At 58.2% G+C, this 13,806-nt stretch carries 12 protein-coding genes and 2 pseudogenes; 5 read left to right on the top strand and 9 right to left on the bottom strand.

The genetic code is table 11. From position 1 onward, the window contains the following. Window positions 1-14 precede the first annotated feature (14 nt). Complete coding sequence (locus A3C3_RS0118345) at window positions 15-236, top strand: DUF2798 domain-containing protein (protein WP_022716039.1); 222 nt, start codon at window positions 15-17, stop codon at window positions 234-236. Window positions 237-645: 409 nt separating this feature from the next. Here A3C3_RS0118345 and A3C3_RS0118350 read toward each other — a convergent pair whose 3' ends face one another. After that, the gene (locus tag A3C3_RS0118350) at window positions 646-1,299 is read right to left on the bottom strand and encodes a hydrolase (protein ID WP_028739765.1); all 654 of its coding nucleotides are present in this window, start codon (window positions 1,297-1,299) and stop codon (window positions 646-648) included. A gap of 152 nt (window positions 1,300-1,451) precedes the next feature. Between A3C3_RS0118350 and A3C3_RS0118355 the strand changes: the two genes are divergently transcribed. Beyond that, window positions 1,452-2,345, top strand: a complete 894-nt coding sequence (locus A3C3_RS0118355; RefSeq protein WP_022716041.1) for a LysR family transcriptional regulator — start codon at window positions 1,452-1,454, stop codon at window positions 2,343-2,345. 610 nt (window positions 2,346-2,955) lie between these two features. On the opposite strand, the gene A3C3_RS0118365 is transcribed toward A3C3_RS0118355, so the two are convergent. From A3C3_RS0118365 to A3C3_RS0118385, 4 genes are all read right to left on the bottom strand, one after another. Beyond that, on the bottom strand, window positions 2,956-3,873 hold the full coding sequence (locus tag A3C3_RS0118365) for a LysR family transcriptional regulator (RefSeq protein WP_022716043.1): 918 nt from the start codon (window positions 3,871-3,873) through the stop codon (window positions 2,956-2,958). Window positions 3,874-4,053: 180 nt separating this feature from the next. Further along, on the bottom strand, window positions 4,054-5,097 hold the full coding sequence (locus A3C3_RS0118375) for a glutathione synthetase (protein WP_022716045.1): 1,044 nt from the start codon (window positions 5,095-5,097) through the stop codon (window positions 4,054-4,056). Next, window positions 5,098-6,984, bottom strand: coding sequence for a flavohemoglobin expression-modulating QEGLA motif protein (locus A3C3_RS0118380; RefSeq protein ID WP_022716046.1), 1,887 nt, complete (start codon window positions 6,982-6,984; stop codon window positions 5,098-5,100). Beyond that, window positions 6,981-7,871: an N-formylglutamate amidohydrolase gene (locus A3C3_RS0118385; RefSeq protein ID WP_425337561.1), complete on the bottom strand. Its 891-nt coding sequence runs from the start codon at window positions 7,869-7,871 to the stop codon at window positions 6,981-6,983. The genes A3C3_RS0118380 and A3C3_RS0118385 overlap by 4 nt, the downstream gene beginning before the upstream one ends. A 722-nt stretch (window positions 7,872-8,593) precedes the next feature. Between A3C3_RS0118385 and A3C3_RS47110 the strand changes: the two genes are divergently transcribed. Beyond that, on the top strand, window positions 8,594-8,797 hold the full coding sequence (locus A3C3_RS47110) for a VOC family protein (protein ID WP_233450558.1): 204 nt from the start codon (window positions 8,594-8,596) through the stop codon (window positions 8,795-8,797). 299 nt (window positions 8,798-9,096) lie between these two features. Here A3C3_RS47110 and A3C3_RS0118400 read toward each other — a convergent pair whose 3' ends face one another. The 3 genes and pseudogenes from A3C3_RS0118400 to A3C3_RS47120 form a co-directional block, all read right to left on the bottom strand. Continuing rightward, window positions 9,097-10,353, bottom strand: coding sequence for an MFS transporter (locus A3C3_RS0118400; protein WP_022716049.1), 1,257 nt, complete (start codon window positions 10,351-10,353; stop codon window positions 9,097-9,099). A gap of 395 nt (window positions 10,354-10,748) precedes the next feature. Beyond that, window positions 10,749-10,910, bottom strand: a pseudogene (locus A3C3_RS47115) (ABC transporter substrate-binding protein); the annotation flags it as partial. After that, window positions 10,903-10,980: pseudogene (locus A3C3_RS47120) on the bottom strand (class I SAM-dependent methyltransferase); the annotation flags it as partial. The pseudogenes A3C3_RS47120 and A3C3_RS47115, both read right to left, overlap by 8 nt. A gap of 23 nt (window positions 10,981-11,003) precedes the next feature. On the opposite strand from A3C3_RS47120, the gene A3C3_RS0118410 reads away from it, so the two are divergent. Beyond that, a complete protein-coding gene (locus A3C3_RS0118410; protein WP_022716051.1) occupies window positions 11,004-11,279 on the top strand; it encodes a hypothetical protein in 276 nt (91 codons plus the stop codon). Here the strand turns inward: A3C3_RS0118410 and A3C3_RS0118415 are convergent, their stop codons facing one another. Beyond that, window positions 11,280-11,522: a DUF1127 domain-containing protein gene (locus A3C3_RS0118415; RefSeq protein WP_022716052.1), complete on the bottom strand. Its 243-nt coding sequence runs from the start codon at window positions 11,520-11,522 to the stop codon at window positions 11,280-11,282. 176 nt (window positions 11,523-11,698) lie between these two features. On the opposite strand from A3C3_RS0118415, the gene A3C3_RS0118420 reads away from it, so the two are divergent. Further along, the gene (locus tag A3C3_RS0118420) at window positions 11,699-13,711 is read left to right on the top strand and encodes a BTAD domain-containing putative transcriptional regulator (RefSeq protein WP_022716053.1); all 2,013 of its coding nucleotides are present in this window, start codon (window positions 11,699-11,701) and stop codon (window positions 13,709-13,711) included. Window positions 13,712-13,806: the final 95 nt, after the last annotated feature.

Raw genomic sequence — 13,806 nt, forward strand, 5'->3', positions numbered from 1 at the left:
TCATTGGAGAAAACATGAACACGCAATTGAAACGGAAGATCGCCTTCGCCCTGTCGATGGGCATCATCACAACCGGAATTATCTCCTTCGTCCTTCTTGCGCTCAACCTCGGCTTCTCAAAGGGATTTATCCTGACATGGCTGCGCTCGTGGAGCATCGGGTATCTGATCGTCATTCCCGCCATCCTGTTGATCGGACCGCGACTTCAGGTGCACGTCGATCGACTGGTCCGATGATCCGGTCGAGGGGACAGGATCACCGCAACCGGTGTTCTGCCCCCACGTTGTCCTGTCCGCCTTGATCTGTGATCTGCTTTCCATGGACGAGCGAAGGGAGTTTCTCCATGGAGACTACGTTGGAGGTATTCATGACCGGGAAGAACGGGCGTGAGGTTCATCGGCAGTGGCCGGATGAGGTCAAAGTGCAAAGCCGCGAAAGCCAAGCGTCTTTCCGTTGTTGCCAATGCGGCTTGCGCGCCCATGCCGATCACAATGCTGCAAACAACATCCTGCGTCGGAACACGGCGTCTATGATCGTGGAGGAAGGGCAGCTGCTCTCCGTTGAAGCGATGACTATCGGCGGAGCTTCGTGCCCCCTCGGAAATCCCCCGCTTGCAAGCAGGGGAAGATGTTAACCCCGCTCAAATCAGCCTGCGTTGCTCGGCACCGGCGTGTTGAGCAGCTGCTGCTCCCACAGATAGGCGATGCCGCTGCCGCCGGCGTGCTGCTTGAGAACTTCCGTCAACTCTCCGGCGTGCTCCGGTCTGGCCCAGTCACGTTGCCACTCCGAGGCCACCGCCAACCAAGTCATCATGTTCGCGCCCGCGCGGATCATGCGCTGGATCGCGACCTCGTGGGCCTCAACCGAAGTGCCGCCCGACGCATCCGTTACCACCGTCACATCCCAGCCCTCGCCCAGCGCCTGGATCGTCGGCATCGCGACACAGATCTCGGTCCACAGGCCGGCAATGATCAGCTGCTTGCGGCCCGTCGCCTTGACCGCATCGACGACCTTCCGGTCCTCCCAGGTGTTAATGAAGGTCCGGTCGATCACTTCCTGGCCGGGGAACACGTCAGTAATGTGCGGGAAGATCAGACCGCCTCGCGCCGCGATCACGCTGGTCAGGATGGTGGGGACGCCGAAGGCCTTGGCGGACTTCGCCAGTGCGGTCGTGTTGTTCACCACGGCCTGCGGGTCGTGACTGTTCAGATTGGCGAGCTGGTAGGGCTGATGGTCGATAAGAACGAGTACCGAATCTTCGGGACGAAGAAGCGAAGCAAGGCCATTACGAAAGGTCATTATTACATCCTTTGCTGCCGTTGTGAGCGGCATTGGTTTTGCGGGAGACATGCGCCAGTGGCGACGTTGCCTGAAACCAGTATTGCCGTTCCTATTCGAGATGCGGTAGCGTCCTTTTATGGCAAGCTGTGTCGCGGAAAGGGGAACGCTAAATGGACATCGAAGAGCTGCAGACCTTCGTAGAAGTGGCTGATGCTGGGGGAGTTTCGCCTGCTGCGCTCCGGCTCGGCGTCTCCAAGTCAATCGTCAGTCGACGGCTCTTCCGGCTTGAAGCCGAACTTGGTGTCCAGCTTCTTGCACGGACCACCCGGGGCGCCGCTCTCACGGAAGCAGGGGCCACCTTCCGAGATTATGCAGCTAGAGTCTGCGCCGAGATCGACGTGGCGAGGGAAACGATCCTACCCGCCGGTGACCTTCGCGGCCGCTTGCGAGTTGCCGTGCCGCTTTCTTTCGGCCCGACCCACTTCGCTCCCATCCTCGCGGAAATGGCGCGCCGCCACCCCCAGCTCCAAATCCACACGTGCTACAGTGATCGCTTCGTCGATCTCATCACAGAGGGCTATGATTGTGCGATACGGGTTGGCTATCTTCAGGACTCCAACTTGATCGCAAGACGCGTCGGACCAATCCATGGGAAGTTCGTCGCGAGCCCGGACTACATCAAGGCGCATGGGTCGCCCGAGACGCCGGAGGAACTCGTCGCTCATGAGGCTCTCATGCAGGGCACCGAAGCCTGGCAACTCATGGATGGCGACAAGATCATCACGGTTCGTCCGCAGGGGCGCTTCAAGGCCGACAACGGCACAGCTCTAGTCGCCGCCGCAACAGCAGGACTCGGGATCGCCTATCTCCCCGACGGCCTCACCGATGAATATGTAGCCTCCGGAGCGCTCGTGCCGGTCATGACAAATTATCCCCCACCTCCGGCGGGTGCATATGTCATCCGCCCGCCAGGCCAGCATCCCGCACGGAAGATACGAGTCCTCACCGAATTGCTGATTGAGTATTGCGAACCAGCTCCCCACCTCGCGGGTGTCGATCGCTAAAGCACGAACGGCGCGAAGCCCCGGCCGGTCTCACCGGTGCCAGGGTGCGAGGGTGACCACTTTTGGCGCACGGTTGCCATTTTGCTCGGCGGTCGATGGCATTTGATACCGAGGAGCGGAATTATCCGAGCAATGTGCGAGGAGCACATCGCTTACGGATCACCGACATGACAATGGTATCTTTGAGAAAACTCATTACGGGCGCTGCGGCTCTTCCATCGCGCCGGGATACGCTCAAGATCATCCCAAACAGGATCAGGGCGCGGATATCGGTTTCTTCGAAATCGAAAACGATATCACGCTGAGATGCTATATGTACGAGAGCCTTCAGAAGCTGAAGGTGAAGGGGTCTGCCGACCAGGCCCGTGCCCAGCTGAACAAAACTCGCGCGGATGTCCTGGAAAACGCCTTTCGGAGAGGACCGGTTAGGCAAGCTCAATTCGAGGTTTCCCGGGAGTTCAAACAAGACATGTCCCGCGGATGGTCTGGGGTGAGAAAAACCATTATATCAAGAAAGAAACGGGAATCGAGCTTGCCGAAAGGGTCTCGCTCCTTCCCGGCGTCGGGCACTACTCAAGACCCGGAGCGGACAATCGACGAGGTCCGCGCGTCATTGCGGTGAGTGCGCAATGCCACCATAGTTGGTGCACGTCGCGCGGAACCGTGGCAAAGCCCAGTCGATGAACGTGCGCACCTTCACGGCAAGAAGCCCTTGGCGCGAATAGACGATATGGATCGGCCTCGGTTCGCTGCCGTAGCCTTTCAGGATCGGCACAAGCGCGCCAGAGGATAATTCGTCGGGAACCTGGTAGTCGAAGAGGCGGGCGATCCCGACTCCGCTTAACGCCGCGGCAACACAGTTGGCCGCGGTGTTGACCTCGATGCGGCTTCGCGGCACCGCTTCGATTGGCTCGCCCTCGACTTCGAATCCCCAGAGGAATGATCGGTTGTTGAACATGATGCCCTCATGGTTCGGCAAATCGGTGGGATGTTGAGGAACGCCATGCCGCTCCAGATAGGCTGGGCTGGCACATGTCAGCAGGCGAAATTCGCCGGCCTTGACCGCATAGAGGGAACTGTCGGCGAGTTCGCCAAGCCGAATAGCAACGTCCACCTGCTCATTCACAAGATGAACTGAACGGTCGAGCGACAGGAGGTTCAACGTCACCTCCGGGTGCTCTTTCATGAAGTCCAGCGCAATAGGCAACACGTACCGACTTCCGAACTCCACTGGCATTGTGATCGTGAGCATTCCACGCGGCGTTTGATATTCGCCGGAGGCTCGGCGTTCAACCTCTTCGAGGTCTGCCATAATCTTACGTGCGGCTTCGACATAGTCGCGCCCGGCGTCGGTAAGCTGCAGATTGCGACTTGTTCGGATGATGAGACTTGCGCCGAGGTGCCGTTCAAGATCGGCGACCTTGCGGCTGACGCTGGGCAGGGGAGCATTCAGCTTTCGGCTGCCAGCCGACAAGCTGCCGGCGTCGACGACCGCAAGCAGTACCCGCATCGCATCAAATCGATCCATGGGCCCCAACGACTGGAATGACCGTTCAAAGGTAGCCGAAATCACGTCCGGTGCCTAGATGGCGGCCTCGGCGGCAATCGTTGCCGCGGCAATTGTACCGGACTGGCTCAGGCAGGTCATTTATACGCTCTGGGGCCGACCGGTCTTGGCGTGAAATTTGACATTCGCATGATTGGCCGATCACAATGTCGCCAGGACTGCGTTCGATAACCGACTGCCGTAATTCGCACGCGTGCTCACCTTCTTTTCCAGCGCTTCGATCACCACGGAGGAGAAATCCACGCCGTAGAGCCGGTCAATGTTTTGGAGTCCTCCCGGCGTGAACACGTTGATCTCCAAGATCTTAGAGCCAATGATATCGAGACCGACCAAGAACATGCCATCGGCGACGAGCTTCGGTCTTACGATTTCGGCCACCTCAAGGATTTCTGGCGTGATCTTGACTGCGGTCGCAGTTCCAGCCGCGCTGATGTTGGAGCGGACCTCGCCCTTTGCCGGGACCCTGCGAAATGCCGCATAAGAACCATCCTTTTCCAGCGGCCTGCCGTTCATGAGAAACAATCGAATATCGCCTTCGACGGCATCGGGAAGATAGCCCTGGGCGATCAGGTATCCCTCGCCGCTGACTGCTTCGAATATCTGATTAAGATTGGATTCCTTGCTTGATTTGATCTTGAACACGTGCCGGCCGCCCGATCCTTGAAGCGGCTTGAGGACGACGCCACGCTTCTGGCTGTCGATGAAGGCCCTGATCTCGTCCAGGCTCTTGGAAATAAGAGTAGTCGGCCGTATGACCTCGGGGAAGTCTTGAAAATAGAGCTTGTTCTGCGCCTTCGCCAAGGCGTCGGGATCATTGACGACGATCACGCCGCGCTCGACCGCAAGGCGTCCGAACATTGCCCCGACATGCGCTGCCCAAGGCCGTTCATCGGCGTCCAGGGATGGGTCGTTGCGCAAGAAGAGAACATCGACATCCACCACGTCAATCGTTTCGGTCGAGGTTTTCGCATTAAGGTCCGCGATGAATGCTTCGGCGTTCTTGGGTTTGCCAACACCCGGAATGATCGCCCGCATGGAGAGACTGTCATCCGGTCGAAGCACAAAACCATCGGGCGTGACGTAGCAGATATCATGGCCACGGGCCATTGCCGCAATCGCCAGAGAGGTCGTCGTATAGTACGGAGCCTCGCCCTCGATGGAGTTCACGAAGAACACAATGCGCATCTAGCTTTCCTTTGATTGGACCATGTCGATAGGCCGCATTCCCTGTCTGGCCCTGTCGAGCCTTTCGCGCCCTTCACCGGTGGCGAGAAACAGTGGATAGACAGACGGTTGCTTCAGCAACCCGCGTGCTGCAAGCTCCTCCATGACGCCAAAATGAGAAGAGGCGATCTTTCCCATCCAGAAGGGTTCAAGCGCACCGCCGCGCTTGAGGTGATCCAGGAGCTCAAGCAGTCCTCTCAGGTAGATCGCATCTTTGGCGAGACCGCCGCCTCGGTAAACTCGCAGCGCAAGATTGAACGCCCCGAAGTGGGTGAATTTGTAATCCTGGACCAGACGATAGAACGTATGTTCAAAGGGCACGCCCGCAAGCATGTCGGCGCATGCGACGACGCGGGCAGCAATCAACTTCAGCCGTTCCACGGTCATACCGCCCGAGAGGTATTCGGCGAAAACCGCAAGGCCTTCCTGCATCCCTTCATAGCCAGAAAGGCCAGAGCGAAAGAGCCGCAGGCCTTGCGACGATCCGTTGAAGTAAGTGAGCAGGTGGACGCCGATCTCATGGGAAAGAAGTGGCTCCACGCGCCGTCGATCCATATTGGTCGTCTTTGATATCAGGAGGCGATGATTGGTCACCATCAACCCTGATGGAAGATCATCGCGAAGCTCGATATCGACTTTGAAGTCCGGCCACGCCCGCCGATACACAGCGATCATCGCCTGCGCCCGTCGCGAAACATAGTTGGCGTCCGCATTCGGCGCCTCGGAAACCCGGTCGTCAAAATCAGCCGGGCCGCCGTTCGAAAGCGTGCCGAGAATGCTTTCGGCTTCGGCAAGGAGAGACGGTTCGACAGGCCCGTATAGCGCTCTTCCGAACTCAATGAAGCCGGCTGCCTGGCGCGACGCGATCAAGGAAAGCTGCAAATCCACTTCGCGCTGCTTTTCCCGATAGAGATCGTAGAGAACCGGGTCTTCCATATGATCAAAGGAAACCGAAAAGAGGTGCTGCTTTGCGCTTTCGACCTGGATGGTCAAAGGGCGGTACAGGAAGGAGGGTTCGCCTTTGAAACTGTTCGACTTGAACTGTTGAAACGCCTGCTGAGCGTTGATGGGGGTAACCGCAAGGAGCACGTCAAAGGCCGACGCAATTTCATCGATGCCCCGGTCAACACGGCTCACGGCATCAACAAAGGCGCGTCGACCCAAGGATCGATGCGATGTCAGTTTCAGGATGCCACGAGAGCTTATGAATGCGGCACATGCCCGTAGCCCGGCATCGAACAGGGTTGCGATCAGCTGATCTCGAAGCTCTGGGTATATCTCTGCCGACTCGGGGGCGCGGTAAATCGGAGCAAACTCGGCCGATAGGACGGCGCAATCGGGTAAAACAGAAATTTCCTCGTCGATCACCGATGGCGGAGCGCCTCGTTCCTCGACCCTTGGCGTGCGAAACCGAGCCTCGCTCGCCATGACCGCCTGCGAGAATGTCTCCTTGGCTACAACGGCATTCTCGGTTGACCAGACCGAAACCTCGAATGGCGGCAGATAGGGCGCGTCATCGGTAAGGAACTTGTCGCGTCCGAGCTCTCCGCTTCTGATGACCAGGAATGATCCGAACCGTTCGACCGCGATGGCGCTAAGAGCCTGGATGACAGGCATGACCTGCTTTGGGGTCGATGTGAGAAGATACGAAGCGTTTGACTGTGTTACAGACCGGGCAACCTCTTCGGTCTTGCGGGTCTCAACGTAAATGAAGAGGAAGGGCAGCAGTCGATCAATATGAAGTCGTCCGCCTTCCGGCAGATCCTTGCGGATCGGCTTATCATCACGCAGACACTGTGTGACCTCCTCCAGCCAACTCTCCTGAACTGCCGACGTCTGGCGCATCATCGAGGCTGCCCCACAATGCGTTCCAGAAGTGGAACCGCTGCCGTTACCGCGTCGCGAAGCTTGCCGAGGACGGCGTTGTCCGGCTGCCCTGTCCACTCATCCATGAATATCTTCTTGAACTCGATGGCGATGGCACATCCCGTCTTGGGGAACTGCTCGTGGATAAACCGGGTTTGCTCTCCCTTGCCCTGGAAGGCGATATTCTCGCTCACAGCCAGCGGCTTGTCTCCGATCTTGAAGGCTCGGAAATGCTCCATCAACGGATCAACGACATGCGCCCAGCGATCGCGGTCCATCGAGAAGGTACCGATGTTGATATCTGGGGCTTGCTCGGGATCGGTCCGGATGTCGGGACCGGCGCGGCGATGGTTATAGCTGTGGACATCGAGAAGGACGAACTCACCGTGGTTTCGCTCGATACCCTTTAGAAAGAAGCCAAGCATCTCATAATAGTCATCGTGAACCGCCAGGGAGGCCAAGTGTTCGGAGGCGGGAAGGCCATTTTTCCAGACGGTTAGCCCCCAAGCCTGCTCAGGACGGAAATAAACCGCCTGTTCGCGACTCCGGTTGAGATCGATCTCGAACCGAGAACGATGAAAGACCACCTGGTTCGGCACGCCACTGATCAGGGAGGCTGTGAAGGGGTCTTCCTCACGAAGACGCTCGGATTCGCTCAAAGCACAAAGCGGCAGCAAGTCCTGCCGCATAAGCCGACCGTCATGGATTGCCGTGGCGATGACCGGAGATTGGCCTCTCCTGACGCTCCATAAAGAACCGGTGTCGGAACACACGCTGTTTGGAACCTCGATCTGGTTTGTCAGTGATCGACCTTTCTGAACCAAGCCCTGCCTAAAGTTGTCGGGACTGCTTTTCCGCCAGCCGGACACGCCGGCGCTCCTTCGTTGCCTCTGCCTTTTCGCGATCTCAAAGAGAGTGGATCACAATCACGACCAACGATGGCGGGACGATCCTTCAATGGAGGGACGACCGGTCGATGGTTGCAGGAGATTTCCGGACGCATATTATCTACCGATTGCAGGGCTCTCGCCTCTTAGAGAAGAAGGTAGATCGGCGTTCACCTTGATCAAGGTGGAGGCATCGAGGCATTTGCAGGCCGGGCACGAACACTTCGACGGGCGGGCATTGATGTCGAGGTTACAAAGCCTGCCTGACCACCGACGGAATGATCATCCTGAAAACTTGAGTTTCGCCGCCTTGGCTGCGAAATTTATAAAACAGCCAAGCCCGGTCAGGTTTTGATGTGAGGAGATGCGTTTTGGGCCGGCTCAGGAGCTGGATGGACAGCGCATGTTGAGCGAGGGCGCATTGGCTATGCGCCCCGGCAGGTGGAATATGCTCGCTATCCCATCGTCGGTAGTTGCTCCGGCACGCGGGCACCGCATTCGGCCGTCACTGATCTTAGCGGTCATTTGGCGCTGGTGTCGGAAAAAGGAGGAAGAATGCTCAAGATAGGTTCGATTGTCTGGGGTGTAAGGGATGTCCCGCGTGCCATTGAATTCTGGTGCGCTGCTTTGGATTATAAGCCCGCGAGGGAGCCGTCGTCGGCGGATTGGCGATCCTCTTTCCGTCAGAGGGCGAGGGCCAACAGATGGCGATCACGATCGTCTCATCTGATCCTGAAACCCATCAGCGCCATCATCTCGATCTTTTCGTTTCCAATCAAAAAACCGAAGTCGAGCGGTTGTTGTCGATCGGCGCGCAACGCGTCAATTGGCGCGATCGCGAGGAAGCCGACGACATCGTCTTGGCCGATCCAGACGGCAACACATTCTGCGTCATTCAAAAGGAATGAGTTCTGCATGATCTCGATTTTCCCACCGAAGCCCTATGAAAGAGCTTGTGCGGGATAGTGAGCCCGAAGTTGAAGGGGCTTGGCGGTTTTCGGCGGCGAGCATGCGAACAAAAAGGCAATGCGGTGCCGGGGCGGCGTTGCATGGCCAGATCGCCAGATTCCGGACGGAATGCGCGTCTTGTTGGCCGACCAGGGCTCGAGTGAGAGTGCGCGCTAGCCAGAAGACCAGCATGTTTTTCCCGAGAAGAACGTCAAGGCTTAAGTGGACTGAGCAAGGTTTGATAGAAATCGGCCACTCCCTAGGAAACCATCTTGGAGGCACGCCAATCGACAAAAGCGGCCAAAAATGCTGCCAGCAATGCGAGTGATGCCGATATCAGCATCATACCGAACAGTACGTGGGTTGCACCTGACTTCACAAGGAACAAGCCGGCGATTGAGGCTATGAGTGCTCCGCCAGCGGTTGTCATTGCAGCGGCCAGCCCGGCCGCGGTACCGGCGAGATCGGCGCGCACCGACAGCACGCCTGTGTTGGCGGCGGGCATGGTCAGTCCATTGCCGATGCCGATGAACATGCAAGGCCCAAAGAACGCAACAACGTGGGATGTCGCCAACATCGATAGGATCAGGCCAACCAACAACCCCATGCACGTTATGAGCCGCCCGACAATGAGGATAGCGCCCAGCGCGTGCTTGGAGGCGTAGCGGCCAGCCAAATAGCTACCCAGGATGAAGCCCGCCGGGACCAACCCCATGTAGAAGCCCAGTTTCGCACTTGAGCCGCCGAGCGTCTGACCGATGGCCAATGGTGCTCCGCCCAGGAAGATGTAAAGCGTCCCTATGGACCAGGCCATACACAGGGTGTAGGCCCAGAACCGCGCCGAACTCAGGAGCTGTCCATAGGTGGCGAGATAGTTCCCATGAGGTCTCTGTGAGCGCGCGGGCGTTTCCCTTAAATCACAAAGGGCCAAAGCGAGCATAGCTGCACCAAGTACCGCAAAGACAACAAAGCTCGCCCGCCATCCGAACAACTCGTCCAACGTCCCGCCAAACATCGGACCGAGCATCGGCGCAAGTGCCCATCCCACGGCGGCGTAACCGATTTTGCTTGCGGCTTCGCGTTCGCCCGATGTCTCCTTAATCAGGACGAGGGCGACCGAAAAACACGCAGCAATGGACGCCTGCATTGCTCGAAACAGAAGGAAAAAGCCGATATTGGTCGCCAGTGCACAGCCAACGGACGCGACAATGAAGATGGAGACAGCCATTAGTACGACCGGCCTGCGCCCATATCGATCCGTCATCGCCCCTGCGATGACCGCTGTCAGCGCCGTTACGGTTGCATAGCCCGCAACCGAAAGATTGACGAGCGTGAAATCGGCTTGGAACGTGGCCGCAATGTTCGGAAGCGACGGTAAGATCATGTTCACCGGCAGCACCGCAAGCGCCGAAAGCAAGATGAGGGTCACTAGCCGGGGTGGGGCATTCGTCCGGGTGATGTCCATTTTGCCGGTCACTTGGGTGCACGACGTCTGAATGGGATTTTCGCTCGTCATGGTTTTGTCCGTCTTGTCAGTAGGGATTGCGGAAGTAGGCGCGGCCTAATCTCCAGGCATAAAAAAAGGCCCCGTCAGGAGCCTGCTTACCGCGCATGGGTGCTTTCGCCGGATGGCTATACCATCCTGCCCATGCGCCCTATCACCACGACGAGAACCATTGCGATCTTCATCAGGATACAGCTAGACAGGAATTTGCACGTCGTCAATGCATAACCCTTTCAGTGCAGGCAACGCGAAGGCCACGTCGGCGATGATCACTTGGGCCACGCGCTTACGCCCGCGATAGGGTCGGACCGCATAGAGGAACCAGAATTATGTGCTGATCTCGCCGAGCTCCCGCTCCCGGAAAAACAATTTACTGCCACCCCGCGCATCGCATCAAAGTGGATTGCAGTATCCTCTTTAGCGGCTAAAGCGATGTCGGGCTTAGCCTCCGACAAAAGCTCGAGATTGGGCTTGGCGCGCTGGCCGATCTGCTTCATACCCGCAGTCATGCCAAGAAGAAAGTCAGGTTCGCGGCCAGCTGTCGTGTGGGTGCTGGCAACGGACAAGATGTCGCCAGATTGGGGCGTGCCCATCCGCCATCCTGTCCTCGGCGTCAGGATGGACATACCAGGTGGCGATGGATTTAGGGGCCTTTTTGGCTCATGCTTGGTTTCTCCGATGGGATTCATCCGACGCCGTCTCATAAGATGGCGAGCATGATGTGGATAGGTCTTGAAATCGCAAAAACGGAACTTCGTGGATTGAGCCGCTCCGCTTCTGAGGCCCCGAGCAGCCATTTTTTGTCGCAGCGCAAGGTCGGCAATTCAGGCGACAAGCAGCCGCTTGAGCAGGAACGCGCATCAGCGCCGCACCGGTTGTTTGGGATCCTCTCATTGTTGATCAGCAGCTGGCGCTTCCGCGTGGTTGAATTTTGCTAACTACCGCATCGACATTAAGTTCGTGATCAGACCTGCTTTAATTACGAGCACGGGCCGATTGACCTCCGGATGACCTATGTCTCTCAGCTGATCGGGCGTCAAGTCTGCCAGCGCCGTCCGTCTAGCGATGGTCCGCCGCCACTGCTGCAAGGCAGCGATTATAGTTGCTGCGCACTTCAGCGTGGATCCAAACAACTGTGTTTTCGACGCGCTGCCGCCCGCGCGAGTGTCTGTATGAGCCATCTTCACTCTCCCATTTTTAGGTTTGCAGGTGGGAGCGTGCCACGCGGGTGTTTTCGAGCTGTTCGGTTGTCCGTGAAGAAAGAGCAAAAGTTCGACAAGCCGGCGCTAAATCGATGTTAAATCTATCTGCCGAAATGCTATTCTGCGGCACAGCGGTCAAAATCTGGAGACGATCGGTGCGCATCAGGTTGCTAGGTGGCCTTGAAGTTACTTCTCCGGAACACCGGCAAGTCCGCTTCACCACGCGCAAGACGTCGCTCCTTTTTGCTGCCTTGGTCCTCGGAGGCAGCCGCGGCTTTCGTCGAGAACAGCTTTCTGAAGCCTTTTGGCCGGGACGAAGCAATGGGCAGGCCCGCAATAGTTTGCGGCAGGCGCTGGTCGACATCAGGCGGTCGTTCCCGGCTGGCAAGGATGCCACCGTCTACATCGATGGGGACCAGGAGGCCGTCGCGCTGGTTACCGGACCGGATGACGCGGACATTTCGATCTTCGACCTGAAACTGGAAGGCGACCGGACCACTGATCTCGCGTTTGCTGCGGATCTCTACCGCGGTGAGGTGCTCGCTGGCGACACCATTCCGGACGGATTGGATGAATGGTTCAGACCTCATCAGAGTAAATATCAACGCAAGGCGCTACAGCTGGTGGAGCGGCTGAGCCTGGCGCTCTCTGGGCCGGGCTCAGCAGAAGAAACGGCCTGCGAAGGGCTCGCGGAGAGGCTGCTTGCTTCGGACCCGACTATGGAGGCAGCCCATCGAGCGTTGATGCGGATCCACGCTCTGAGGGGGCACGACAACGCGGTCTTGCGCCAGTTCGAGTCCTGTCGAGCTCTCTTGAAGAAGCATCTGCGCGCGGAGCCCGAGGCACAGACGGCCTTCCTGGCGGCTTCGCTGCAATCGCGGGAGGAAACCGAATATCAGCGGACCGCACCGGGCCTTGACGTCGTGTCGCAGCCGCAGGCCCTCTCAGTCCCAACGAAACATCACGATCGGGCATCGGTCGCGGTGTTGCCATTTCAGAATCTAAGCGGCGATACGGAGCAGGAATATTTTGCCGACGGCATAGTGGAGGACATCATCATCGCCCTGGCTCACTTCCGTCACCTGTACGTCATCGCGCGGAATTCGAGCTTTACCTACAAGGGTCAGGCCGTGGACATAAAGCAGGTCGGACGCGAATTGGACGTACGCTATGTGGTCGAGGGAAGCGTGCGCCGGACGGGCGACCGTCTGCGCATTGCCGGGCAGCTCATCGACACTTCGACGGGTGCCCATCTCTGGGCAGATCGCTTTGACGGAACTCTGGCGGATGTATTCGATCTTCAAGATCAGGTCGCCTCAAGCATCGTGGGCGCGATAACACCGAAAGTGGAGGAGGCGGAGATCGAGCGCGCCAAACGCAAGCCGACGGAGAGCCTCGACGCTTACGACTACTATCTCCGCGGGCTGGCGGTCTTTGACCGGACGATCACCGTTAGATCCACCATCGACGATGCCTTGGGGCTGTTCATGAAGGCGATCGACCGTGACCCGGAGTTTGCTATGGCCCATGCTCGGGCGGCGCGATGTTACGCGACCCGAAAGAGCAACGGTTGGATGATCGACCGTGCGCAAGAGATCGCCGAAGCTACCCGACTGGCCAGGAGAGCGGTCGAGCTTGGAAGGGACGATGCGATTGCGCTCTCCTACGGCGGATACGTCCTCGGCTACGTTGGTGGCGACCTCGATGACAGTGCGGCTTGCATCGATCGCGCGCTTGCTCTCAACCCGAATCTGGCCGCTGCTTTGGGCGTCAGCAGCTGGGTGAAAGCTTGCTTGGGCGAGCCGGACAAGGCCGTCGAACACGCCGCGCTTGCCATGCGCCTGAGCCCATTTGATCCGCGCCTGTTTGCTTGGCAGTTCAACACCGGGCTCGCTCATTTTTGTGCTGGCCGCTACGATGACGCCGTTACTTGGGCGGGAAAGTCGTTGCGCCACCAGCCGAACTACCCGAGTGCGATGCGTGTCGTGGCGGCCGGTCATGCCCTGGCGGGGCGGTTTGCGGAAGCTCAGGAAATGATCGCTCGCCTATGCGACTTCGACCCTGCGCTGCGCCTTTCAAATCTTGCCGATATACTCCCACCGTTCCGACGACTGGACGATCGTACTCGCTACATAGAGGCTCTTCGGAAAGCGGGACTGCCGGAGTAACGCCGATCTGCGTAAAGCCGGTCGGACGTAGAAGGCAAAAGCTAACAAGAAAGGGATTATCCACGTCGCTCTCCTCGATGGCGTCGCGGCGCTTT

Origin of the sequence: Rhizobium mongolense USDA 1844 (assembly GCF_000419765.1) — a bacterium.
Taxonomy (GTDB): domain Bacteria; phylum Pseudomonadota; class Alphaproteobacteria; order Rhizobiales; family Rhizobiaceae; genus Rhizobium; species Rhizobium mongolense.

Excerpts from the sequence above, each read along its gene's own strand:
- A3C3_RS0118345 (WP_022716039.1), top strand. The coding sequence starts at position 15 with ATGAACACGCAATTGAAACGGAAGATCGCCTTCGCCCTGTCGATGGGC.
- A3C3_RS0118350 (WP_028739765.1), bottom strand. The coding sequence starts at position 1,299 with ATGACCTTTCGTAATGGCCTTGCTTCGCTTCTTCGTCCCGAAGATTCG.
- A3C3_RS0118355 (WP_022716041.1), top strand. The coding sequence starts at position 1,452 with ATGGACATCGAAGAGCTGCAGACCTTCGTAGAAGTGGCTGATGCTGGG.
- A3C3_RS0118365 (WP_022716043.1), bottom strand. The coding sequence starts at position 3,873 with ATGGATCGATTTGATGCGATGCGGGTACTGCTTGCGGTCGTCGACGCC.
- A3C3_RS0118375 (WP_022716045.1), bottom strand. The coding sequence starts at position 5,097 with ATGCGCATTGTGTTCTTCGTGAACTCCATCGAGGGCGAGGCTCCGTAC.
- A3C3_RS0118380 (WP_022716046.1), bottom strand. The coding sequence starts at position 6,984 with ATGATGCGCCAGACGTCGGCAGTTCAGGAGAGTTGGCTGGAGGAGGTC.
- A3C3_RS47110 (WP_233450558.1), top strand. The coding sequence starts at position 8,594 with ATGGCGATCACGATCGTCTCATCTGATCCTGAAACCCATCAGCGCCAT.
- A3C3_RS0118400 (WP_022716049.1), bottom strand. The coding sequence starts at position 10,353 with ATGACGAGCGAAAATCCCATTCAGACGTCGTGCACCCAAGTGACCGGC.
- A3C3_RS0118410 (WP_022716051.1), top strand. The coding sequence starts at position 11,004 with ATGCTTGGTTTCTCCGATGGGATTCATCCGACGCCGTCTCATAAGATG.
- A3C3_RS0118415 (WP_022716052.1), bottom strand. The coding sequence starts at position 11,522 with ATGGCTCATACAGACACTCGCGCGGGCGGCAGCGCGTCGAAAACACAG.